A 23,341-nucleotide genomic window follows, 5' to 3' on the forward strand; every position below is an offset into this window, starting at 1 on the left:
GATCACTAGAGGAGAGCCTCCGAATGGCTGCTTTTACCACCGCTCCGATTGGCACCTGCCGCATCCATACGCCGCTGCGCGATGCCGTGGGCCGCTACCCGATCAAGCTGCAACTCGGCCGCAACTACGGTTTCGTGCACACCAGCGCCGAGGCGCTGCAGCAGGCGCGATTCATGTTCGGCCAGGGCGACATCCCGGCTGACGTCCAGCGCGTGATCTTCCGGCCCTCGAACGGCGAGCAGGCGCGTAAAGGCACGCACAAGCCGGCTGACCTCTACGTGGTCGAACTGTCCTCGCGCAAGCTGCTGACCATAGACGGCTACCCCATCCAGTCCAACTACCTGGTGCGCTATTTCAGCGAATTCTTCGCTGACCGCACGCGCACCCGGATGTTCTGGTCCATGGCGCACACCGACCGCCTGGCCGAACGGCGCGCCTTGCTGGATCAGGACCCTGTCTACAAGGGGCTGACCCCGGACGACCGCGAGCTGCTCGCCCGCATCGTCAAGCGCGATCAGACCGACGAAGAGATCGAGCAGGAAATGACGCAGCTGGTCGACCTGCTAGGCCGGGACAAAGTGGTGTTTGTCACACACGTCAATGCCTTGACGCCGGACAATGCGCCCATCGAGCAGCGTCAGCAGCTGATCGCCGCGGTGACCGCCAGCGCGCAACGCATCGGCGTGCCCTGCTATGACCCGACTCCGCTGATGAACAAGATCGGCCAGGCCGAAGCGATGGAAGACGGCGGGCTCGACCTGACCCACTACACGCCAGCCTTCGCCGAGCGCCTGTGCGCCGAGTGGTTCAAGACCTACATGCGTCCTCGGATGGATGCTTCGACGACGCAGCCTTCCCCGCCCAAGCTTGGCGCGGAAGAAAGCGCCGACCGCATCGAGAAGCTGTGGGATTCGGGTGATCTGCGCGAAGCTTCGCGCCGGGTGCGCGACGTGCTGCGCCGCCACCCCGGTCTGCCCGACCACACCCTGCTGTTTGCGCGCATCCAGGAGGAACTGGGCGACTACGAAGGCTCGCTGGCGCTGCTGGGCAGCGCCGACGGCGCAGTGGCGTCGGGCAGCAAGGCCGAGCAGATCCTGATGCGCAACCAGTTCAAGCTGGGACGCTTCGATGTGGCGTACTCGCTCGCAGCCGGCCTGCTGGGCGACGAAATCGAAACCCCCGAGATCGTGCGGATCGCGGCGGTTTCCGCGGGCCACCTGGGTTATGGGGGTGAGACCTTGGGCAACTGGAAGCAGCTGTTCCGCATTTCCTCGCCGGAGGATGCGGGAGCGGTGGAAGCGGCCGACACGGTTCTTGCGCTGCTGCAAGCCAGCGGCGACATGGAAGCCGCCATACGTTGGGTCCATGAGGTCCGCGCCGCCATGCCCGCCTATGGCCGGGGTTTCGCCACGCTGTGGCGCGACCGCCTGCTGGCCGGGGACCGCGCGGAACTGCGCAACCTGGCTTCCGAATCGCCCGCGCTCAATGACGTCGACGCCCTGGAGCTCGTCAAGGAAGCGTCATGGCGGGGCTGCATCATGGCCGCCGCCACGCTGGCCGTCTCGTGCAAGCTGGCCAGCAGCGAGCAAGAGGACATCGTTGCCTGGCTGCATGGCCAGTCGCAGGCGTGGGCCGAAGAAGGCAACCGCGCGCTGGAAGAGGGGCGCCTGCGCGATGCGGCGGAGCGCATCTGCGCGCACCGCCTGCTGACTCCCGATGCGCTGGCCGGAGTGCGCGCTCAGCGCGCATTCGAACGCGCCCTGCGCCTGGGCGTGCGGGCCGCGCTGGTCGCGGGCAATCACAAGGAAGTCATCGACCTTACCGACATCGCGCTCGACAGCCAGATCGATTTTCCCGAGCTGCACGCCATGCGTGGCCGCGCGGCCGACGCGCTTGGCGACAAAAAGACCGCCATGCGGCACCTCGAACAGGCCGCCGCCGGCGACTCCGCTTCGTTCAGCACGCAGCTGCACTACGCGCGGGTAGCCTTCCACGGCGGCTGGTACGGCGAAGCCATCGACGCCTACAAGACAGTGCTCGGCCACACCGGAGCGGATCAAAGCGCCAAGGACGAAGCGCAGCGTCAGCTGGGCCGGCTCGGCCCCCGCGCCATTCGCGGCGCCCGCGAGATCCTTTCCGCCGGCGATCACCAGGCAGCCTGGAACCTGCTGGAGCGCGTTGCGCAGTCATGGCCCGGAATGCCGGAAGTCGACCATGAAAAACGGCGCATCATCGCCGTGCTGTACGCCGAAGCGCGCGCGCTGGATTCGGCGAGCACGACGGAGCGCCTGGCTTTGGGCGAGCGGATCCTGAAGCTGGTTCCGGACGATCCCATTGGCCTGCGCCTGGCCGCGGTTGGCGCCATGCGCCTGCATCGTTTCGAACAGGCCCTGCCGTACTGGCGTGCGCTCCAGGAACGCTCCGAGAATCCTGCGCAGTTCGACCACTACATTGAACGCTGCCTCGTGTGGATCGAGAAGATCAACCGGAGGAAGGCAGCATGAATCCGCCATTGATTGCCGAGCAAGAAGAAACCGCGTCCGATCTGGAAAGGGTGCAAGCCCAACTGGAGGAGATCGTTGCCGCGTCGGTGCGGGTGCAAGTGGCGCAGGAGAACCTGGCCCGCGCACAGGAGTTGGCGCGCGATCACATGGCCGACTCGAAGGTCCGATTCCTGCTGCTCAGGCTGAAGGAGGCGGCGGGCCTGAACGAAGGCATGGCCGAGCAGTGGGCCACGCTGCTGGAAGAATGCCCTGACGACTTCCAGATCGTGCGCTATTGCGCGACGCGCCTGGTGAAGGAACGCAAGATCGATGAAGCCTTGTCGCTGGTCGACCGCCATCTGCCGCCTTCGACGCAGAATCCCAATCGCTTGTTCGCCCGCGCCAAACTGCTTAGCGACATCCGCGCCCACGAGCAGTCCGACGCGCTGTTCCGTCGGCTGATTTCGGAGAACACCGATCGCAACATGCGGGTCGAGTTCGCCAAGCGCCTGCGCAAGCGCGGGCTGCTGGCCGACGCATTCGACGCGATAGCGCCTGTGATGAAGCACCTGACGCCCGGCAGCAAGGCGGCGGAACTGGCCAATGACCTGGCCAGCGATTACGCCTTCTACCAGCGCTTCGAATCCGAAGAGGGGCTGGTGGGCAAGGATGTCAGGATCGTGTCGATGAAGCATGCGATCCTGCACTTCCGGGACCGGAAGATCGTCGAACAGTCGGCGGAAAGGCCGGTGTCGGTGGCGCTGGTGACGGGCAGCCTCGGCCCAGGCGGCGCCGAACGCCAGCTGACGCGGCTCGCGGGCGAGCTGACCCGTCTGGCCGAGGCTCCCGAGCGCCGGCCGGCGGACGTCGTCATGATGCCCAAGAAGGTCGAAGTCATGGTGAAGCAGCACACCGAGCCGGCGGGTTCCACCAAGAAGCAGGGGCTGGACTTTTTCCTGCCCGTGCTGGTGAAGGCGCAGATCCCGGTTACGGAAATCAACAAGTTGCCGGCCGTGTCGGTCTCCCATCAATCGGTTCCCGAGGGCAGCCTGAGCCGCTTGCTGGAGCAGTTGCCGCCTCCCGTTCACTACGGTGTGACCCGGCTCGCGCCGGTGCTGCGGGAGAACTCGTTCGATGTGGTGAGCCTGTGGCAGGACGGAACCTGCCTGTTTGGCGCGTTGGCCGCGTTGCTGGCGGGAGCGCCGACCATACACCTGGTTTTCCGCGGATTGCCGCCGAATATCCGCAAGGACCGTTTTCGGGAAGAGTATCCGGAGCTATACCAGGCCCTGGCGCAGGTGCCGGGGGTGGTGTTCGTCAGCAATAGCTGCAAGGCTGCGGAAGCGTATTCCGAATGGCTGGGCATCCCGATAACACGTTTCCACATTCTGTATAACGGCGTGCCCGACCTGTCGACGGACGCTTCGGCCGCGGATGAGGAAAAGTGGAAAGCCTTCCAGGAAAGCACGAATGACGCCACGGAGACGATCGGCGGCGTGTTCCGCCTGGAGCCGGACAAACGGCCCCAGCTGTGGATCAAGCTGGCGGCGCTGTATCTGAAAGAGCGTCCGCAAGCGCGCTTTGTCATCGTCGGCGACGGACGCCTTCGAGAGAACATCGAGGCGCTGGCCGAAGAGTTGAGCGTGACGGGCAGGCTCTTGCTGGTCGGTCTTTCCAACCATGTGGGTTATTGGTATTCGCAAATGGATGCCAGCGTCCTGCTGTCCCGCTACGAAGGCTTGCCCAACGTGCTGATCGAAGCCCAGCTCGTGGGGGTGCCGGTGATCTCGACGCCAGCGGGGGGCGCCGGCGAGTGTTTCGTGGAGAACGAGACCGGTCATCTGCTCAGCTGCGTCGATCATCCGGATCTGCACGAGGCCTGCGAGAAAGTCGCGTCCATGGTGGACCAGGTGCGCAGCAACGAGAAATTGAGGGAGCACAGCCGCCACCGGGCGCAGAAACTGTTCTCGCTCGATGCGATGCTGACCAAGTTCATGGGCTTGTGCATGCCGGTCATCTCCGAGAACGATGAACGCATGGATATGGAACCCATGAGCCTGATGCAGGCCTGATTGGCGTCCATCCAATCCAGCTGCTGAAACGAAAGGATCTTATGCATATGTACGTCCCGGCTTCAGGACCGCGGCGCAAAGCGGCCCTGGCCACGGTGGTATTTGCCACGCTTTTGTTGACGGGATGCCAACTGCCGCGTTCCGGCCCGATGTTGAGCGAGATGACGGGGGCGCACGATGACAAGGACGTCATCGTGATGCCCGTTTCGCGCGAGCTTGCGCAGGCGAGCCGGGTGCCCGACGTCGCCGACTTTCCCGTGCGCTACCGCGATCTCACGCAGGCCGGCTTCGACCGGCTTGTGCCGGGCGACGGCATCAACGTGAAGGTATGGGAGCGCGGAGGGCTGGGCGTGTTCGCGGCCGATCCTTCCGGCGTGAGCGACCTGGGCAACCAGGAGATAGATCCGTCGGGGAATGTGACTTTTCCCATCCTGGGGAAATTCCATGCCGCCAACATGACGCTGGCGCAATTGCATGACGCCGTGGTTGCGCGTTTGGCCAAGCTCGTCGTTGGCGCTGACGTCAGCGTGACGCGCGCGGCGGACGCGCGCGGACAGATGGTGACCGTGCAGGGCAACCTGACCAAGCCTGGCATGTATCCCATTACGCAGACTTCCCAGCGCTTGAGCAGCGCGCTGGCGCAGGCGGCGCCGGTGCAGACGAACCCCGAGCAGTTGGTCATCAGCCTGCGCCGCGACAACCAGGTGGTGTCGGTTCGGCTGTCGGACATCTACCGCAACCAGAACAACGACATCCTGCTGCGGGCGGGCGACGTCATTACCGCCTACGACTCGAAGGAGTACCTGACCGTGCTGGGCGCGGCCGGCAACCAGGGGCGTGTGGCGATCAGCAAGCGCAACTACAGTGTGCTGGACGCGCTGGCGGATTCCCGAGGCCTGGACGACAAGCTGGCGGATCCGCGTTCCGTGTTCCTGTTCACGCCTGCCAAGGCTGGCGTCGACGGCAAGCCGGACATGCTGCCCGTGGTCTACCAGTTCGACCTCACCCGCCCGGAGCAGGTGGCGTTGGCGCGGGAGTTCACCGTGCATGAAGGACAGGCCATTTACATCTCCGACGCGCCGTTTACGCAGGTGCAGAAGGTCTTGTCGGCGTTCCGCGTCACGATGAGCGCGGGCTTTAGCGCCACGCGTGCAATCGACAGCGATTCGGGCTCCAGTTCTTCTGGCATTACCCAGTAGCGTGTCGATGAGTAACGAGGACAGGATCAAGGGCTGGCGCTCGCGCCGAAAAGACAGCAGTTACGCGGTAGGGGCGGGCGTTTCGGCCTGGCGCCTGGATCCGGCGGCATTGTTTGAAGCGAAGGCGACGCCGGCCGTCCTGCTCAAGCCCTTGGTCGCGCGCCTGCAGGGCGAGCCGCACGATTCCGTGGCGGCCCGGCGGGCGGTGTACGAAGCCGTGCAGGCGGAGCTAGACGCGGAGATCGCGCGCAGTAATGTCGATGAGACGTTGGCCGATTTTTCGCGGCGGCGCTTGCGCGTCATCGTGCGCCTGCTGGAAATGGACATCCGCGATGGCGCCGAGGTGTTCGCGCCCGGATACATGCCGGCCAAGCTGGTGGCGGAAGACGAGCGCCTGGCCGCAGCGCATGCGCGGCGCGTGGAGCGCAGGAAGCAGGACGAAGCGCGTGAAGCGCGCCGCCATGCCTCGCGCAACGACATCGCGCTGGAAGTCGAGGTGGCGCAGGACGAAGCCGGAGATCTCGCGATTCTGCGGGAGCGCCTGCAGGACCTGCATGAAGGGCACGACCCGAGCCATTCCGTAAAGGTCCGGCCGGTCGGGCGCACGCTGTTGGCGATGTTCATCTACCAGCTGCGCGTGATGCACGGCGAGAGCCGGATCGCCCTGGTATGGGCGCTGGTAGGCCCGGTCGTGCTGCTGACGCTGATTTCGTCGCTGTACATCCTGATGGGCACCCACTACATCATGGGCATGGATGTGCAGACGTTTTCGCTGCTTGGGGCGACGACCTGGATCATGTTCCGGCAGATCGTCTTCAGGAGCAGTACCGCCTATGTGTCGGCGCGCGGCTTGCTGAACTTCCAGGGGGTTACGCCATTGATGTGCGCGCTGGTGCAGGCGTTCATCTACGTGTCGGTGTATCTGGTGGTGTTCCTGGTGCTGATCAGCGCGGGCCATGCCCTGGAGCTCATCACGCTGCCGAGAAGCTGGCCCGGGTTCCTGCTTTACGTCGTGCTGATGGGGTGTTTCGGCGTTGCGCTGGGCGTGCTGTTCGGATCGATCGCCACCTTCTGGCATTTCTTTCTCAGGCTGGCGCCGATCATCGAGAGATTTCTGCAGATATTCGCCGCCGTGTTCTTTGTTTCGGAGCAGTTGCCGGAAAATCTGCGCCACTGGATGCTGTGGCTGCCGTTGGCGCACGGCATGCAGCTGCTGCGTTCGGCCTATTTCGAGGCCTACTCCTCGCACGATGCGAGTCTGGGGTATTTCCTGACCTCTTTGGTTTTCTTGATGGTGCTTGCGTTGGCGGCCGAGCGTCTGGCCCGCCCCAACGTCCAGCCGATGTGAAGGAAGAGGATGATCCATCTCAATGGCGTCACTGACGAGCCCTATGCATTCGGAAGCAGGCAAGCGCTGCTTTCCAATGTCGATCTCGACATTCCGGTCGGCCGCTATGCGCTGCTGTCGCCCGCGCCGGAGCTGCATCGCCAGATCGTCGATGTGTTGTGCGGCCTGCGTCCGCCGCGCCAGGGATTCGTCAAGCACGATGGCAACGTGTCGTGGGCGATAGGCCGGCAGGGCTTCATCCGCGGCAAGGCGAACGGCCTGAGCATGATCGACTTCGTCAGCGAAATGTACGAGATCGACGCGGACGCCACGCACGAACTGGTCGCCGACCTGGTTAGCGATCCGAGGACCCTGGCCAAGCCCATGGAGCATTGGCCGCTCTATGCGCGGCAGGAGTTCTCTTTTGCGCTGGCGCTGGCGCCGGCGTTCGATGTCTATGTGATCGAAGGGGCCATCCCTTTCGAGCCTTGCCGTTTCACCCGCCTCTGGCTCGCCCTGTTCGAAGAGCGGCTGGTCGGCCGGACACTCATTCTTTCCAGTTACCGCCAGAATCAGTTGGCGGACTATTGCTTCAAGGGTTTGATTTATGAACGAAGCGCACTCAGCATCGAAGACGACCTCGACCAGTGCATCCGCAGGTTCCCTCCGAGACGATCAAGGAACGAATCCGGCAGCGCAGGCGACGACGTCCTCGGAGGCGGCTTCGAGGAAACCGGGTTTGGTATCTGAGGGCCGCTCGGAAATCGAACGCCGCCGCCGCGAGCGGCAATCGGCGCTGCGTGAGCGGCGCCGCCACCGCTGGGTCAACGTGCTCATCGTGCTGGCGCCGGTCGTGTGCGCCCTGGTTTATGTGCTGTGTTTCGCCACGCCCCGCTATGAAGCGGAGTCGCGCTTCTTCGTGCAGTCGGCCTCGGGCCAGCAAGGCGGAGGGGGCGCCGCGGCCAGCCTGCTGACCACGGGCAACGCGGGCGGCATGCTGGGCGGCTTCGTGGATGGCTGGGCCGTCGCCGACTTTCTCAAGTCGCGCGATGCCATGCAGCAGCTCGACAAGAAGGTCGGCCTGCGCCAGTACCTGATCCGAGCGGGCATGGACCCGGTGAGCCATCTTGCCGAGGATTCCAGCGAGGATGATCTCTATCGTGCCTACCAGGCCTCGGTAAAGGTCTCGTTCAACGCGCTGGAGCAGATCGATGTGCTGCGCGTGAGCGCGTTTTCCTCGGAGGATGCCGCGTTGCTGTCCAGGGCGTTGATCGAACTGGCCGAGAACTTCGTCAGCTCCATGAACGAGAAGGGCGTCGCCGACAAGCTGAAGGTGAGCGAGGAAGCGGTGAAGCTTGCTGAGCAGAAGGCGCTTGCCGCCCGGGAGACGCTGACTGCCTGGCGGACGACCCACGGCAATATCGACCCCACGGCCACGGTGACCATGCTGCTGAACCTTTCCAGCCAGCTCGAAGGGGAGCTCAACACCGCGCAGATCAATCTCGACAAGATCCGCGCGCTGGGCAATAAGGACCATTTCATGCTGCGGCCCGCCGAGATGCAGGTGACATCCTTGAAGAAGCGGATCGCGGCCGTGCGCCAGCGCCTGAGCGGCGCGGGCAACACGGAAGCGAAACAGCTCAAGTCCTATGAAGCGCTGAGGAATGCCCAGGCGTTCGCGGATTCGAACCTGACCCTGGCCCAGCAGACCTACCAGCAGGCCATGACGGATACCCTGCGCCTGCAGCGCTACCTGTCCATCATCGCGCAGCCGGTGCCTACGGACCGCCCGAGCAGTCCGCGCACGGGCATCCTGCTGCTGCAGGCGCTGGCGCTGGGCTTTGTACTGATGTTCATCGCTCGTGTGGCGATGGCCTTGCTGAGGGGGCTGCGCCATGGTTGATGCGGCAATGGCAAATCGTCCCGCGGGCGCCGAGGCTGCGGCCCGGCTGCGCGACGTGATCAAGCAGATCCATGCCTCGGCCGATCCGCAGCATGAAATGCCTCTGCTGGAGCCCGCGCTGCGGCAGGCCGCCGACGGCTGGCGCGATGCGCGCCGCCTGCTGGTGTCGCCCTTGGTGCGGGAAGGCAAGCTAGGCGCGGCGATCGCCGCGCTGGAGATCATGGTCGCGGTCTATCCCGCGCGCGCCGACGAGCGTCGCCTGCTCGCCAGCCTCTTCGGGCGCACGGAGCAATGGGATCGCGCCATCTCCGAGGCGGACGCTGCCGCCGGCATCGAGCCCGGCGCGGCGGCGTTGCATGCCGCGCGCATCCAGCTGCGCGTGCAGGCCGGCCGGACGGCCGAGGCCGCCGAGGTCGCCCGCGCGACGCGGGGCCTGGCGGAAAACGAACCTGGCGAGGCCTCCCCCTGGCTGATGGCCTTCGTGCGCAACGGGGATGCGGCCGAGGCAGCTGGCATGGCGGCGACGCTGGATCCGCGCGAGCTGCCTAATGAACGCGTGGCTACGATGGCCGTGCGCGCCTTGCTGGAAGATGGCAGGGTGGAAGCGGCCATCCAGTTCGGCGCCGCGGCGTTGGAGGCCGGCCTGGATTGCCCGGCCCTGCGCTCGTCCCTGGGGCTTGCGCATCTGCGGCGCGGCACCGAGGACGACCGCAAGATGCATGCCCTGGCGCATTTCGAGGCCGGCCTGGGCGCGGCGCCGGCCGACGTCAGGCTGCTGACGCTGCATGGCGAGACCCTGTTGCGCGCCGGTCGCTACAAAGAGGCGCTCGCGCCGCTGAAGCAAGCCATCGACCTGGCGCCCGATCTGGAGCAGACGCGGGCTTTCTATGCACGCGCTTTGCGTTACACGCTGCAGTACGATGCCGCGGCCGACCAGATGATGTATCTGCTGGAAAAATCCCCGGAGAGCCAGCTCTGGCAGCGCGGGACCATCAGCGCGCTTTCCCAGGCTGGCCGCAAGCAAGAGGCGGAAGCGCTGTTCGGGAAGTATGTCGCGCAGCGCGGCAAACGGCTTCCGGCGACCTTCCAGCAGGCCATGGCACAGCTGGAAGAGCGCTTGGATAGCGCTCCGATCCCGCAGGCGCGCCTGGACTGGGCCTGGTCGATGCGTGGCGACACGGGGGTCGACCGGGCGCAGTGGGAGCGCCGCGCCCGCTGGGGCCATCTGGTCGACCATCTGCTATTCGATTGGCTCGAATGCCGCGAGGAAAGCGTCGAAGAGGCCATGCAGGTGCTGGGTGAGCTCGACACGGGCGAGCGTTTTTTTGCGCCGCTGCTGGCGGCCGGCAAGGGGGTCGTGGTCGCCACGGCTCACGTCGGCCCCATGTATGCCGGACTGATGGCGCTGGAATTGGTGGGCATTCCGTCGCGCTGGCTGGCGACGGCGCCCAATATCGCGCAGAGCAGCTACGCCGCCGCCTTGATTTCCACGGCGGACCAGACCGAGGCGCAGGTTGCCAAGGCCTGCATGCGGGCGCTGAGTTCAGGCTACGTGCTGTGCCTGGCCATCGACGGCGCGGCCAATCCCGCCGCGCCGCGCACCCGCTTCGAAGGGCAGGAGGTGACGTATTCCAGCTTCGCGTCCAATCTGGCGCATCGCATGGGCGTGCCCTCCGTGTTCTACGCACCCCGCTGGGAGGATGGCCACGTGGCTTATACGCTGGAGATGCTGCCCGCGGCCCAGCCCGGCGAGGATGCCGACGCATACTCGCAGCGTTGGCAGCAAGCTTATTTCGAACGGCTGCGGGAGCATCTGGCCGGCCCGCCGGAGAACCTGCGCCTGAGCGGAGGAATCTGGCGCCACGTCACGGCCGCCGACCGGTCGGCGCAGCAATAGGAGCGAGCGCCGATGAAGGCTGCAATGAAACCCGCGTGTTGGCTGCTCGCCCTGGCCATGTTGTATGGCGGGTCGGCGGCGGCGGAGGTCTCGTGCCAGAGCCCGGACGAGCGCTGCCCGACTGTGGCGGCGCTGCTCCAGCAGCGCGAAGGCTATGGCGCCCAGGCCACGGGAGGCCTGGGCGGAAAGTTCATCGAGGTTACGTCCGACCAGGACGCGGGTCCAGGGACATTGCGCGCCGCGCTGGCGCAGGCGAAGAAAGGCCCTTCGTGGATCCGCTTCGCGTCCGATATGACCATTGTCTTGAATTCCCAGCTGCGCGTGCCCTCGAACACGACGATAGACGGGCGCGGCAGGCGCGTCACCCTGATCGACGACGGGCTGGGCGTGTACGGCAGCAAGAACGTCATTCTTACGCACCTTACGATAGACGGACGCCTGAACCGGCTTACGCAAGCGGTGAACGTGGCCAATGGCAGCCGCGATGTGTGGGTCGATCACATGGATCTTTCACGGATGTCCGACCGCTTGCTCAACGTGAAGAATGGCTCGACCGACGTCACGATTTCATGGACGAAATTCCATAATTCGAACAAGGTCATGTTGCTCAACAACATTACCTCGAAGAACCTCTTCCAGAACTACGGCCGAGATTCGATCGCGCGCGTGACGCTGCACCATAATTATTTCTTCAATACCGTGCAGCGCAATCCGCGCGGGCAATTCGGCACCTTCCACCTCTTCAACAACCTGCTGGAGAACTGGGATTTCTACGGCATGAGCTTCAGCCTGGAGGCCAAGGCGCTGGTCGAAGGAAACATCTTCAACAACGAAGCGCAGCGCAAGTGCGTCGAGCCCGAATTTTTTCCCACGGTCGAAGGCATCAATGTGAATTACTGCCGCTATATCCCCATCGCGCCCCAGCGCAGCGCGCTGGACAACGGCGAATCCGACCGAGGCGCCTACGAGAAGCGGAAGGACGCGCATGGCTACACGCGGGATTACAAGGCCTTCCTGCGCTTGAAGGACAACCTGTACCTGGGCGATGCGAAGCCGGTGTTGAAGGACTATCGTCCCGAGTCGGCCCCGACGCCGCCGTATTGCTACAGCTACGAGCGGCCGACGCCCGAGCTTGCGGAAAGAATCCGCCGGTTCGCGGGCAACACCGCTGGCGATACGCCCTTGCCCGCGGCGCGGACCGGAGCGGGCTGCCCGGGGTGACGGACCGGGCCGGTCTTTGCAAGATCGCCAAATCTGTCTTCACCTACCGCGTGGATGGTATTGCTCCCGCGCCGCGGAAAGCCGGCGCGGCTTTCCTGGTCAGGCGGGCGTTGCGGCAGCCATCTCGTAGTCCTGCTCACGAACCAGGCTCAACGTATTCAGGAACAGATCCAGGCTCAGAATGCCCAGGCCTATCGTGGACAGCACGGTCTTGCCGGACTCGTCCTTGATGACGACTTTTTCGGTCCAGGCGTTCAGGTCGACGCTGCGCAGGCTGGACAGGGAAATCTTCCGTCCCTGCACTTCAAGCGCGTCGCGGGTCAGGACGATGGGCTGGGTGGAGACGTTCAGGAACTTACCGCTCATGCGCTTGCGCCAGACCTGGCCGCTGCTGATGTAGTTGAACGTGACGGCCCCGCCGGACGCCAGGGTTTCGAGGACGGCGGGCTGGCGCTCGCGCAGGTACAGTTCGCGGACCAGTTGCTGGAAATCCATGAATTTCCAGAGGTGTTCGCTGATCCAGCGGAAAGGTTCGCTCGCGTCGCGGCGATAGGCCAGGTTGGTTGCCATGCCGCTCAGAATGGTCTGCCCGGAACTGAACAGGTAGAGGTCCTGGATTTCGGTGAAGGGCGTGTACTGCGCCTGGCCGCCGATGACCTGGGCAATGCCTTTTTCGTAGACGTCGTAGCTGGCGCGGCGCAGTTTCTTCTGCCACACGGAGGCGGCGAATGCGCAAATCGAGCAGAACAGCAGGAAGCCGCTGGTGCCGAAGAAGAGAACGGGATCTTTCTGCGGCACGATGGTGCTCAGATACACCACGAACCCGGCCGTGCCCAGGCAGACGAATCCCATTATCACAAGAAAATAGACGAGGGCCTTGCCATGGCGAAAGGTCTGGATAAGGTCGCCCTTGGAATAAGACTGAGGGTGCTGCATGGTGGGTATGACTTCCTTTTGAATAGCGGATTGCGCCAATGCGGCGGACGAACAAAGGGCGACTCGATAAGTCGCCCTTTGGGTTGTCAACGAGGCATCGGCCCGCGCGGATTGTAAAGGAGAGACGGCGTGCGTCCGCCGCGCCGCCTCATTCCAGATCGGGATGCCGGTCCGCCAGGCGCTGGCGGCGTTGCCGCAGTTCCTCCAGTTTTTCTTCCAGTTCCGCGATCTCCGCCTCCACGTCGAGCACGCTCTGCTCGATATGCTCATGGGCTTGCTGCAGCAGGGCGTGCGCCTCGCGCCGGTTCGAGGCTGTCGGGGTGTCTCCTCGCAGCGGGCGGTTCGCGGTTTCGGGCAGGAAGAAGGACGTGACGATGCCGATCAGCGATGCCGCCATCAGGTAGTAGGCGGGCATCATCAGGTTGCCGGTCTCCTCGACCAGCCATGCGGCCACGGTGGGGGTGAGGCCGGCGGCAATGATCGCCACGTTGAAAGAGCTGGCCAGCGCGCTGTACCGGATCCGGGTGGGAAACAGCGCGGGTAGCGTGGACGCCATGACGCCGGTCAGGCAGTTCAGGAACACGGCGATGAACAACAGCCCCAGGAAAATCAGGCCGGTGTTGTCGCTGCCCACGAACGTGAAGGCGGGTGCCGCTATCGCCAGCAGGCCGATGCTGCCGACCCGCAGGAACGGCTTGCGGCCGACCTTGTCGCTGAAGAAGCCGACGACAGGCTGCACGAACAGCATGCCTATCATGACCACTACGATGATGAGCACGCCGTGCTCCTCGGAATAGCCGAGGCTGCTCGACAGGTAGGTGGGCATATAGGTCAGAAGCATGTAGTAGGTGATGTTCGTCACCAGCACCATGCCGATGCAGACCAGCAGCGCCTTGCGGTACTTGGAGAAGATTTCCCGGAAGGATACGGTGGGCCGTTCCTGCACGGCGTCGCGGTCTTCCTGCTCCATTTTTTCCAGCTGCTGCGTGAACGCCGGGGTTTCCTCGGCGGCATGGCGCAGATACAGGCCCAGCAGCCCGAGCGGACCGGCGACGAAGAAGGGCGCGCGCCATCCCCATTCAAGAAAGGTCCGTTCCCCCAGCGTCGCCTGCAGCAGCACGACCAGGCCCGCGCCCAGCACGAAGCCGGCGATGGAGCCGAAGTCCAGCCAGCTGCCGAGGAAGCCGCGCCGGCGGTCGGGCGCGTACTCGGCCACGAAGACGGCGGCCCCCGTGTACTCGCCGCCCACGGAAAACCCCTGGGCGAGCTTGCACAGCAGCAGCAGTACAGGCGCCCACAGGCCGATGGATTCGTAGGAGGGAATCAAGCCGATACAGAAGGTGCTGATCGCCATGATGATGATGGTCAGCGAGAGCACCTTCTGGCGACCGAAGCGGTCGCCCATCACGCCGAAGAAGACGCCGCCCAGCGGGCGCACGAGGAAGGGCACGGAGAAGGTGCCCAGCGCGGCGATGGTCTGGACCGCGGGCGAGGCGTCCGGGAAGAACACCTTGCCCAGCGCGAAGGCGACGAAGCCGTAGACGCCGAAGTCGAACCACTCCATCGCATTGCCGAGCGCGGCGGCCGTTACCGCCTTCTTGAGCTTGGTGTTGTCGATGACGGTGATGTCGCCGATCTCCAACGGCCGGACCTGCTGTGACGCTGGGGATATCTCTGGCATGAGTCAACCTCCCATTGTGTGCAAGGTGTGCCTTGGCGCCCCGGGGCGCGCTGCAACGCAAAAATTCTACTCCGCCGGCGCCGCGGCGTGGCGCCCGCGCGCGGATTTCGGGATTTACTGACTATCAATTCGTCATATGCGAATTGTTCCCGGAATCGCGCCGCTCTAGACTGGATTCGTGTATTTGCCGCAAGCCGCCGGCCAGGCGCCGGAGGTGCGGCGATGGCGGGAGACCCTGATGGATCAGGTCGAGACCTTTGCCACCCTGCCGATGTGGGCGGGCTTCGTCGGGTTCGTGCTGGTCGTGCTGGCGCTGGACCTGTACGTGCTGGGCGGCAGGCACGCGCACCGCGTCTCTTCGCGGGAGGCGCTATGCTGGGTGCTTGCCTGGGTGGCCCTCGCCACGCTGTTCGGCGCCCTGCTATGGTGGTTCCTGGATGCCACCCTGGGCCGCGCCACGGCGAACCGGAAGGCGCTGGAGTTCTTTACCGGATACCTGATCGAACTGTCCCTGTCGGTGGACAATATGTTCGTGTTCTCGCTGATCTTCGGGTACTTCGCCGTGCCGCTCGACCTGCAGCGCCGGGTATTGCTGTACGGCGTGCTGGGCGCGATCGTGATGCGCGTGTCCATGATTCTTGCCGGCGTGTGGCTGCTTTCGCAGTTCGCATGGCTGTTCTACGTCTTCGGCGCGCTTCTGGTCGTCACCGGGGCCAGGATGCTGGCCAAGGCGGATCACCAGCCGGACATCGCCCGCAATCCGCTGGTCCGCTTGCTGCGGTCGTCCATGCGGATCACCAAGGACTATCACGGAGAGGCCTTCTTCGTGAGTATCGGCGGCCTGCGCTACGCCACGCCGATGTTCGTGGTGCTGTTGATGATCGAGGCCAGCGATGCGGTGTTCGCGGTGGACAGCATTCCCGCGATCTTCGCGGTCACCACCGATCCCTTTCTGGTATTCACCTCCAATATATTCGCCATCATGGGCCTGCGCGCGATGTACTTCCTGCTGGCCGACATGCGGGAGCGCTTCCGCTATCTCAAGCATGGCCTGGCCGCCGTGCTCATCGTCATCGGCGGCAAGATGCTGGCCGCGCCATGGCTCCATGTGCCCGTGCATTGGTCGCTTGGGGCAGTTGGCCTTATCCTGTTGGCGTCCGTTGGCGCCAGCCTGATTCTGCCCGGGCGGATTGCGGCAAATGCCGCGCGTCCCAAGGCCAAAGCGTCAAAAACCGGAGATCCGCCATGAACACGATCATTCTTGCCACCGATGGGTCGAGCTACAGCGATGCGGCAGCGCGCTACCTGGTCGGAAGTTCCCTGCTCAACCGGGATTTCACCGTGCACGTGGTGCACTGCGAGCCCGACGTGACGGGAGATGTGCAGGCCTTCATCGGCAAGGCAGGCATAGACGCCTGGCACCACGAAGAGAGCGGCAGGGCGATGAAGTCGGCGGTCGACATCCTGACCGAAGGCGGCGTGGCGTTCGAATGCCACGAGCTGACGGGCCACGCGGCGGAGAAAATCGTCGAGTACGCGGCCAGGATCGAAGCGGCCGCGATCGTGATGGGTTCGCACCACCGGGGGCAGTTCGTCGATGCCATCCTGCGGTCGGTTTGCGGGCGGATCGTCGCGAACGCGCCCTGCCCGGTCCTGCTGATCTAGGGCACGCCGGCCGATCGGGCCGCCCGCGCGGGCGGATTGCATGGCGGGACGGGGATCTGAACCCGTCCCGCGCCGGATGGTATCTTCTGCACATTTCCCTGCAATCCGCCGCACCCCCATGTCCGACGTCCGCATTTCCGCCGATTCCCCGCCGCCCGCCGCGTCCACCGGCAATCCCAGGCCCTTTGTCCAGGATTCAGGCGCCCGGCGGACGCTGCATTTCACCGAGAAGGAAATACAGAGCAGCATGTCGCTGCTCAATCCCGATGCGCTGGACCTCGAATACACGCGGATGATGATGGGCTTCGTGTTGTTCAAGCCGGAACCCGCCCGCATCCTGATGGTCGGGCTGGGGGGCGGGTCGCTGCCCAAGTTCTGCCACCGCCACCTGGCCCGGACCGAGATCGAGGTGATCGAGATCGATCCCGACGTCATCGCCTTGCGGGATGCCTTCATGGTGCCGGCGGACGACGCCCGGTTCCGGGTCATCCAGGCGGACGCCGCAGAATACCTGCGCGAAGCCGAAGACCACGCGGACGTGATCTTCCTGGACGGTTTCGGCGTGGGTGGGATTCCCGATGCCCTGTGCTCGGTCGGCTTTTATGCCGATTGCTTCCGCGCCCTGCGGGAGGACGGCATCCTGGTGATCAATTTCCACGTGAATCATCCGCAGCATCACGAGTACATGGACCGGGTGCGCGCCTCGTTCGGGGCGTCGATGTTCGAGGTCGTGGATGACGACATGACCAACAGCATCGTGTTCGCCTGCAAGGGCGATCTGCTGGACGATCCCGCCGCCGCGGCGCTCCGGAGGCCTGCCGCCATTTCCAAGGACGCCTGGCGCCAGCTGATGCCGACCATGCGCGTCATCGGGGCGACCCTGGTGCTGCGCTAGCCGAGCCGCGTGCGCCAAGCGAGGGCACGCAATAGGCGCCCGTTCCCGGCGCCGGTCAGCGCTTGATGAATGCGATGACGTGCTGCTGGGTTCCTTTATCGTTGTCGAAGCCGCCATGCGTGCTGGAGGCGACGGGCGGCAGCCCGCCGCCCGAAGCATGGGCGCCGGCCGGCGAGACATGCACGGCGTCGCAGGGGATGCCGGCGTCGCGGAAGTACCGTTCCATGCCGAGCAGCGGCGTGGTGGTGCCGCCCTCGAAGGACTCGCTCACCAGATAAAGCAGCGAGCGCCGGTACGGCCCGCAGGTGGGGTCGTCCTCTTCGGCGCGGTCCGACAGGTGGAACTGCTGGTAGCGCTTCACGCGAGTCTTCAGGCTCGGCACGACCAGCCGGCGGAACGTGTCCATCGTTACCGCCGGCGCCATGAGGCTCAGGGATTCGAGTTCGCCGCCATCCGCCGCCAGCCGTTGCACGAAATGGCTGGCGACGATGGCGCCGGCCGAGTGGCCCACGATGTGCAGGCGGACGCGGCCCTGGCCGACCTGAGATTTGAAGTGCTTGTACAGCATGAGCATCGCCGCCTCTTCCTGGGAGCTGCCCTTGGGGTTGGGCTCGCTCATGGCCTGCGCGTTCTGCTTCATTTCTCCCCAGACGACCGTGCCGGGCCGAGCCAGCCAGCGTTCCAGGCGTTGGTTCCACCAGCGCTCCAGGCGCTCGCCGAGGCCGCCCGTGGTCCTGGGCACGCTGTTGGCCGCGTCCTGGATGATGTTCATCACCGTGGTGATGAAATCGGTTTCCCACATCAGGAAGACCGGGAAGATCTGTCTTTCGTACAGCAGGGGTATCCACTCGGCGGCAGCCTGCGCGGCATCTTCCTCCCCGACCAATCCTCCATGGGCATAGACGCACACGTCCATCGGCTTGTCCTTCAGGCCCCATTTTTCGCGCGCGGCGTTCATATGCACGTCCACGATGGCGCGGAGGTCGTCCGGCGTGGTCCTGAAGGTTCCGCTGTTGCTGAGCTTCCCGTTATTGCCGATGTTGACGATGAACGGGGAGATTTCACGGTTGCGCAAGACCGTGCCCGCGGCCAGCGTGACCTTCCTGCCGTCCGTGCGCAGGCTGATGCTGTTGGAAATCTTTTCGTGCTCATGGGTGACGACGCCCAATTGGACCACCCAGCAGTCCATGGCGTTGCGCATCCAATCGTCGTAGGTCAGCACCGCCATGCCGTGCGTGCCCCATTCCTCGCCCCAGGAATTCTGGATCAGGAAGCCGTCCTGGGTATAGCCCACGATGACGAAGGCGTGGCCGTCCATCGCGGATTCCTGATCGTTGGAAGGAATGATCCAGAAGGGTTGGGCGACGGGCGTGGCGGGCGCCGTCCGCGGCGTGACGCCATGGCCGGCGTCCCAGCCGGAATGGCACCCGGCGCTGGCGTAGAGGATGCCGACCTCGTTGAGCGCCGCATGCATTTCGACGATGCTGCGCGTGTCGACGCGATAGTAGGCGCCCAGCGGCCGCTTCACCGCATCCAGCCACCAGTCGTCCTCCGTTGCGTTGGCCGCGGCGGGCATCTCGATACCGGGGAACAGGGCCTGGGCGCAGGCGCCGTGCTTGAACCAGCCCTTGAGCGCGCCGCGCAGGCTCGATCCGTTGTCGTCGACCGAGCCCGGGAATTCGTCGTAGCGCCTGGCCATCGAATACAGCATGTACGGGGAAATGGCCGGGCGCGGCTCGCGTTCGGAGCGGCGCAGCAGATATTCGACGACGGTCGACAAGGCGAAGCCGGTGCAGGCGGAGGTGTCGCCCTGGTGTTTTACCGTCAGCCCCATGGCCGGGATCATTTCCGTCTTGGGGGTGACGGAAATGTTGGGATGGAAAGCGACGTCGCGAGCGTCGAAGGCGTCGGGCTTCGCCGTGCGGCGGAAGGGAAGTTCCGGCGGGAGCTTGCGGGTCTTGCGCGGGCGCGGCGTCTTGCGCGCGGAGGCCTTCGTGGCCGGCTTTTTCTGGGCAGCGCGCCCCGTTTGCTTCCTGGCAGCCATGGCGGCCCCTCCCTTATTGTCGGCCTGGTTTCGAAATCTGTGTTATCGGCAAACGACATGACGGCGGCGCGGTGCGGCGCGGCCGTAGCAGCGATATATAGGCGGAGCCCGGGCGGCCCGCCAGTATCCGAAAGAATGGCTCCGTTAATTCATACCGGTATGTTTATGCTGCCTGAGAGGCCGGCCGCTGGCGGCCCGGAATTTCAAGCGATGGGCCATTTCGGCAGCCTGGCCTTGCGGTATGGCAGGCTGCGCCAGTCCGGGCTGGCCGAACCGGGGGCGGCCACGTACAACACCGCCTTGGCCAGCGGGGCGTACATGGCGTGGAAGTGATGCGCGGACTTCACCACGATCAGGCGTTGCGCCGTCAGGTCGCAGCCCAGCTGAGTGAACAGATCCGTATGGTAGGCCTGGGTACGCAGCGATACGAGCGCGACCAGGATGCCGTCCACGTCGACCAGAGCACAGTCGCCCAGCGCGATGCGGGTGTTGGAGTTGCCGGTCATGAACATCCCGGCGCGGGTCGACACGACGCGGCAACGGGCATCCACGGGGTTGCCGGACAAGGGGCCGACCTTGCCGCCGATGCGCAGGTCCAGCACCGCGCCGGGGCCTGCATCGAATGCGATGCGCGCCGCCACCGGATCCCACATGGGGCCGATGGCGGCGTCGCGTATGCCACGTTCGCGCATGCGGGCCAGCAGATAGGTGGAGTCGCCCGCGGCGCCGCTGCCGGGGTTGTCGGAGCGGTCGGCCAGGACGATGGGGCCGTCGCCGAATGCCAGCGCTTCATCGAGCGCCTGGTCCACGCTGCGGTACGGCACCATGAGCTGTTCGCGCATGGCGATGAGTTCGTCGGCCAGCTGCCGGGCCAGCGCCTGCGCGCGGCCGGCGTCGCCGTCGGCGTAGACGAGCACCTTGGTGCCCATCTCCGGCACGTCGCCCGTGGCGAAGCCCTGCGCCACGGAAACCGACAGGATGCCGTCGCGGCCTTCCAGCGCCTTGATGCGACTGACGAAGCCTAGCGCGGGCTCGCGCGTGGTGTGCATGGGTACGATCATCTCGCAATCCACCAACGCCGCAACGGGATGCCGCTGGCGAAGATGGGCCGCATGGCTCAGTTCCAACAAATCCTGCGCCCGTTCCAGTACGTCGGTATGCGGATATTCCTTGAACAGCACCAGGACCGTGGCCTGCTCCACCATCAGCGGAGAGAGGTGCGCATGCGGATCCAGTTCCGCGCCCACCACGACGTCCGGGCCCACGATCTCGCGCACGCGGCGCAGGATGTCGCCTTCGCAATCATCGTAGCCGTCGGCCACCATCGCGCCGTGCAGGCCAAGCAGCACCATGTCCACCGGCATGGCCGCGCGCAGATCGGCCAGCAACTCGTCGCGCAACGTTTCGTAGGCCATGCGTGTCGTTGTGCCTCCGGGTTGCGCGGACGCAACGAGACCCTCGATGAGCGTCCATCCCATCTCTCTGGCGCGCTGTCGCGCGACCCATAGCGGCCCCGCGTAGAACGTCATATGGTCGGGGTGCGTGCCGCCCGGCAGGTATTCGCGCGACTTGAAGGCGGCGAGCCCGGTGGGCAGGGGCGAGAACGTGTTGGTTTCCGTGGCGAGAGCGCCGGTGAAGACACGCATGGGACGACTCCAGGGCGCAGCGCGCCGGTCAGGGTTGGAAGGGAGCGGGATCGATGGGCGGCCGTACGCCGCTCAGTTGCGCCGTCAGCAGGGCGGCGCTGCCGCAGGCCAGGGTAAAGCCCAGGGCGCCCTGGCCGATGTTGAGCCACAGGTTGTTCGCGACGCGGCTTCTGCCAATCAGCGGCTTGCTGGTAGGCGTCGCGGGGCGCACGCCCGCCCAGGCTTGCGCCTGCGACAAGTCCAGGCGCGGAAAAGCACCGGACACCTGGCGCCGCAGCGTGGCCAGCCGGGATGCATCGATCTCTTCCGGCTGGGCGCCGATGTCCACCATGGCGGCAATGCGCAGCACGTCGCCCAGTCGGGCGTAGACGATGCGGCGTTCGTAGTCGGTGACGCTGATGGCCGGGACGCCGGCGCCGCCGGCAGCAAGCGGGATGCTCAGGCTATAGCCCTTGAGTGGATAGAGCGGCACGCGCTGGCCGAGGGCTGCAAGCAGCGGGCGGCTGCCGATTCCGGACGCCACGACGAATGCGTCGGCCTGCAGGTCGCCTGCGGACGTCTGTGCCGCCACGATGCGTCCACGTTCGCGCCGCAGGCGCTGTACGCGGGTGTTCATATGCACGGAGATATCGGACGCGCGTTGCAGGCGCTGGAAGAGCGCGTCGGTGAAGCGGCGGCAGTCGCCGGCTTCTTCGCCCGGCGTAAAAACGGCGCCTGCGATCTTTCTTCCCATGCCGGCCAGCGCGGGCTCCGCGGCAATGGTTTCGCTGGAAGACAGCACGCGCTGTTCCGCGCCATGCGCGGATTGGTAGCGCACAAGTGCGGCGGCTTTGTCCAGCAGGGAGGCGCTGCGGTACACGATGAGCTTGCCGGTGCGAGTCAGCCCGAAATCCATCGGCGCTTCATCCAGCATGGCGTGCAGAGTGTCGCGGCTGAGATATGACAGCGAAAGCAACTGCGCCGTGGACGCGCGCGAGACCGAAGCGCGGCAGGCGCTCAGAAATCCCGCGAGCCATCGCCATTGCGCCGGATCGCAACGATAGCGCAGGCGCAGCGGCGAGTCCCGCCGGAACATCCAGCGGGGCATTTCGGCCAGGGTGCCTGGGCCGGCGAGCGGCGCGACGTAGCTGTAGCTGAGCTGGCCGCCGTTGGCGAAGCTGCTGCCCAATGCGGGCTCGGCCCGCTCGTCGACCAACGCAACCTCGTGCCCTTCTCGCGCCAGCAGGTGCGCCGTGGTTACGCCGACCACACCTGCTCCAATTACGCATACCCGCATGATTCGCCCCGTAGGTCCAGAACAGGCCACGATTCTGGGCCGACCGCCGAGGGCCGGCAAATTCCAAATCATGAGCTATCCATAACCTTGCGGCATGTGCGTGGCGCGTTTCCATCGTCCTATCGTTTTCCCTTAAAAAAGCCCGTTTCACGCGCGTTTTTCTGCAATTTCGCCCGAAAAAACGCACGCCATAACCTTGGGTTATCCATACGCCCACATTAGCTATTTGTGCCACGCTTGTGTGCCGCCGATGATCCGCGTTACGGAACGCAGTGCCGCTTTCCACGCAGCGGCAATGACGGATATCCGGTCCAAACAAGGGGAACAATATGTCGTCGTACCGGAACGCCGCGCATGCCGCGGCGCATGCTCCAGCTTGTCCGGGAGCGCGGCCATGAAGATCTTCAGCGCCGGCCTGGGCACGGAAACCAACACCTTCGCACCCATGCCCACCAGTCTCGCCGCCTTCCAGGAGCGGGACTACTATCCGGCGGGCAAACATCCGGATTCGGTCACCTTCGCGGGCGCGCCACTGTACGTGGCGCGTCTGCGCGGCCGCGAAGCGGGCTGGACGCTGGCCGAAGGCCTCGTCACGTCCGCCCAGCCCGGGGGCACGACGACGCGCGCAGCCTACGAGACACTGCGCGACCAGATCCTGGCCGATCTGCGCGCGGCCATGCCGGTGGACATGGTGCTGCTTGGCCTGCACGGCGCGATGGTGGCCGACGGCTACGATGATTGCGAAGGCGACATCCTGCGCCGCGTGCGCGAGATCGTGGGCCCGGACGTCGTGGTGGGCGCGGAACTGGATCCGCATGCGCACCTCTCTCCGCTGATGGTGGAGCAGGCCACGGTCCTGGTGCTGTTCAAGGAATATCCGCATACCGATATCCGAGAGCGCGCGGAGGATCTGCTGGCGCTGTGCCTGGATGCGCAGGCGGACCGTAGCCGGCCCGTGGCGTCGCTGGTGGACTGCGAGATGATCGTGCCCATGCACACCACGCGCGAGCCCGCGCTAGGCTTCGTCAGTCGCATCAAGGCACTGGAAGGCCGCGACGGCATCCTGTCGGTTTCCGTGGCGCAGGGCTTCGCCACG

16 protein-coding genes and 1 pseudogene are annotated in these 23,341 nt (G+C 65.2%); 12 read left to right on the forward strand and 5 right to left on the reverse strand.

The window, feature by feature from the left end:
• Window positions 1–23 precede the first annotated feature (23 nt).
• The 8 genes from JL37_RS03160 (at window position 24) to JL37_RS03195 (ending at window position 12,102) form a co-directional block, all read left to right on the forward strand.
• The gene (locus tag JL37_RS03160; protein ID WP_043541940.1) at window positions 24–2,504 is read left to right on the forward strand and encodes a tetratricopeptide repeat protein; all 2,481 of its coding nucleotides are present in this window, start codon (window positions 24–26) and stop codon (window positions 2,502–2,504) included.
• Window positions 2,501–4,555, forward strand: coding sequence for a glycosyltransferase (locus JL37_RS03165; protein WP_043541941.1), 2,055 nt, complete (start codon window positions 2,501–2,503; stop codon window positions 4,553–4,555). The genes JL37_RS03160 and JL37_RS03165 overlap by 4 nt, the downstream gene beginning before the upstream one ends.
• Window positions 4,556–4,596: 41 nt before the next feature.
• Window positions 4,597–5,754 (forward strand): polysaccharide biosynthesis/export family protein, encoded by a 1,158-nt coding sequence (locus JL37_RS03170; RefSeq protein ID WP_043541942.1) that lies wholly within the window; start codon window positions 4,597–4,599, stop codon window positions 5,752–5,754.
• Between the two features lie 7 nt (window positions 5,755–5,761).
• On the forward strand, window positions 5,762–7,102 hold the full coding sequence (locus JL37_RS03175) for an ABC transporter permease (RefSeq protein WP_043541944.1): 1,341 nt from the start codon (window positions 5,762–5,764) through the stop codon (window positions 7,100–7,102).
• Between the two features lie 9 nt (window positions 7,103–7,111).
• Window positions 7,112–7,831: an ATPase gene (locus tag JL37_RS03180; RefSeq protein WP_043541946.1), complete on the forward strand. Its 720-nt coding sequence runs from the start codon at window positions 7,112–7,114 to the stop codon at window positions 7,829–7,831.
• Window positions 7,832–7,952: 121 nt separating this feature from the next.
• Complete coding sequence (locus JL37_RS03185) at window positions 7,953–8,984, forward strand: sugar ABC transporter (RefSeq protein WP_043542105.1); 1,032 nt, start codon at window positions 7,953–7,955, stop codon at window positions 8,982–8,984.
• Between the two features lie 7 nt (window positions 8,985–8,991).
• Window positions 8,992–10,881: a tetratricopeptide repeat protein gene (locus JL37_RS03190; RefSeq protein WP_231570280.1), complete on the forward strand. Its 1,890-nt coding sequence runs from the start codon at window positions 8,992–8,994 to the stop codon at window positions 10,879–10,881.
• 24 nt (window positions 10,882–10,905) lie between these two features.
• Entirely contained in the window at window positions 10,906–12,102 is a 1,197-nt protein-coding gene (locus JL37_RS03195; protein ID WP_369798515.1) for a polysaccharide lyase family 1 protein, read from the forward strand.
• A 99-nt stretch (window positions 12,103–12,201) separates the two neighbouring features.
• Here JL37_RS03195 and JL37_RS03200 read toward each other — a convergent pair whose 3' ends face one another.
• A complete protein-coding gene (locus tag JL37_RS03200) occupies window positions 12,202–13,038 on the reverse strand; it encodes a hypothetical protein (protein WP_043541949.1) in 837 nt (278 codons plus the stop codon).
• 148 nt (window positions 13,039–13,186) lie between these two features.
• Window positions 13,187–14,719 (reverse strand): glycine betaine/L-proline transporter ProP, encoded by a 1,533-nt coding sequence (gene proP, locus JL37_RS03205; protein WP_052096822.1) that lies wholly within the window; start codon window positions 14,717–14,719, stop codon window positions 13,187–13,189.
• Window positions 14,720–14,957: 238 nt separating this feature from the next.
• Here proP and JL37_RS03210 point away from each other — a divergent pair, with 238 nt between their 5' ends.
• From JL37_RS03210 to JL37_RS03220, 3 genes are all read left to right on the forward strand, one after another.
• Window positions 14,958–15,968, forward strand: coding sequence for a TerC family protein (locus tag JL37_RS03210; RefSeq protein ID WP_043541950.1), 1,011 nt, complete (start codon window positions 14,958–14,960; stop codon window positions 15,966–15,968).
• Window positions 15,965–16,384, forward strand: coding sequence for a universal stress protein (locus JL37_RS03215; protein WP_043541952.1), 420 nt, complete (start codon window positions 15,965–15,967; stop codon window positions 16,382–16,384). The genes JL37_RS03210 and JL37_RS03215 overlap by 4 nt, the downstream gene beginning before the upstream one ends.
• A gap of 118 nt (window positions 16,385–16,502) precedes the next feature.
• Window positions 16,503–17,279, forward strand: a complete 777-nt coding sequence (locus JL37_RS03220; RefSeq protein ID WP_043541954.1) for a fused MFS/spermidine synthase — start codon at window positions 16,503–16,505, stop codon at window positions 17,277–17,279.
• A 55-nt stretch (window positions 17,280–17,334) separates the two neighbouring features.
• Here JL37_RS03220 and JL37_RS03225 read toward each other — a convergent pair whose 3' ends face one another.
• The 3 genes from JL37_RS03225 to JL37_RS03235 all read right to left on the reverse strand — a co-directional run bounded on the left by JL37_RS03225 (window position 17,335) and on the right by JL37_RS03235 (window position 22,245).
• Window positions 17,335–19,323 (reverse strand): hypothetical protein, encoded by a 1,989-nt coding sequence (locus JL37_RS03225; RefSeq protein ID WP_043541956.1) that lies wholly within the window; start codon window positions 19,321–19,323, stop codon window positions 17,335–17,337.
• 203 nt (window positions 19,324–19,526) lie between these two features.
• Complete coding sequence (locus tag JL37_RS03230) at window positions 19,527–20,969, reverse strand: M81 family metallopeptidase (protein ID WP_043541957.1); 1,443 nt, start codon at window positions 20,967–20,969, stop codon at window positions 19,527–19,529.
• A 28-nt stretch (window positions 20,970–20,997) separates the two neighbouring features.
• Complete coding sequence (locus JL37_RS03235; protein ID WP_043541958.1) at window positions 20,998–22,245, reverse strand: D-amino acid dehydrogenase; 1,248 nt, start codon at window positions 22,243–22,245, stop codon at window positions 20,998–21,000.
• Between the two features lie 394 nt (window positions 22,246–22,639).
• On the opposite strand from JL37_RS03235, the pseudogene JL37_RS03240 reads away from it, so the two are divergent.
• Window positions 22,640–23,341, forward strand: a pseudogene (locus JL37_RS03240) (M81 family metallopeptidase); the annotation flags it as partial.

This window comes from Achromobacter sp. RTa, from assembly GCF_000757485.1.
GTDB lineage: Bacteria > Pseudomonadota > Gammaproteobacteria > Burkholderiales > Burkholderiaceae_B > Achromobacter.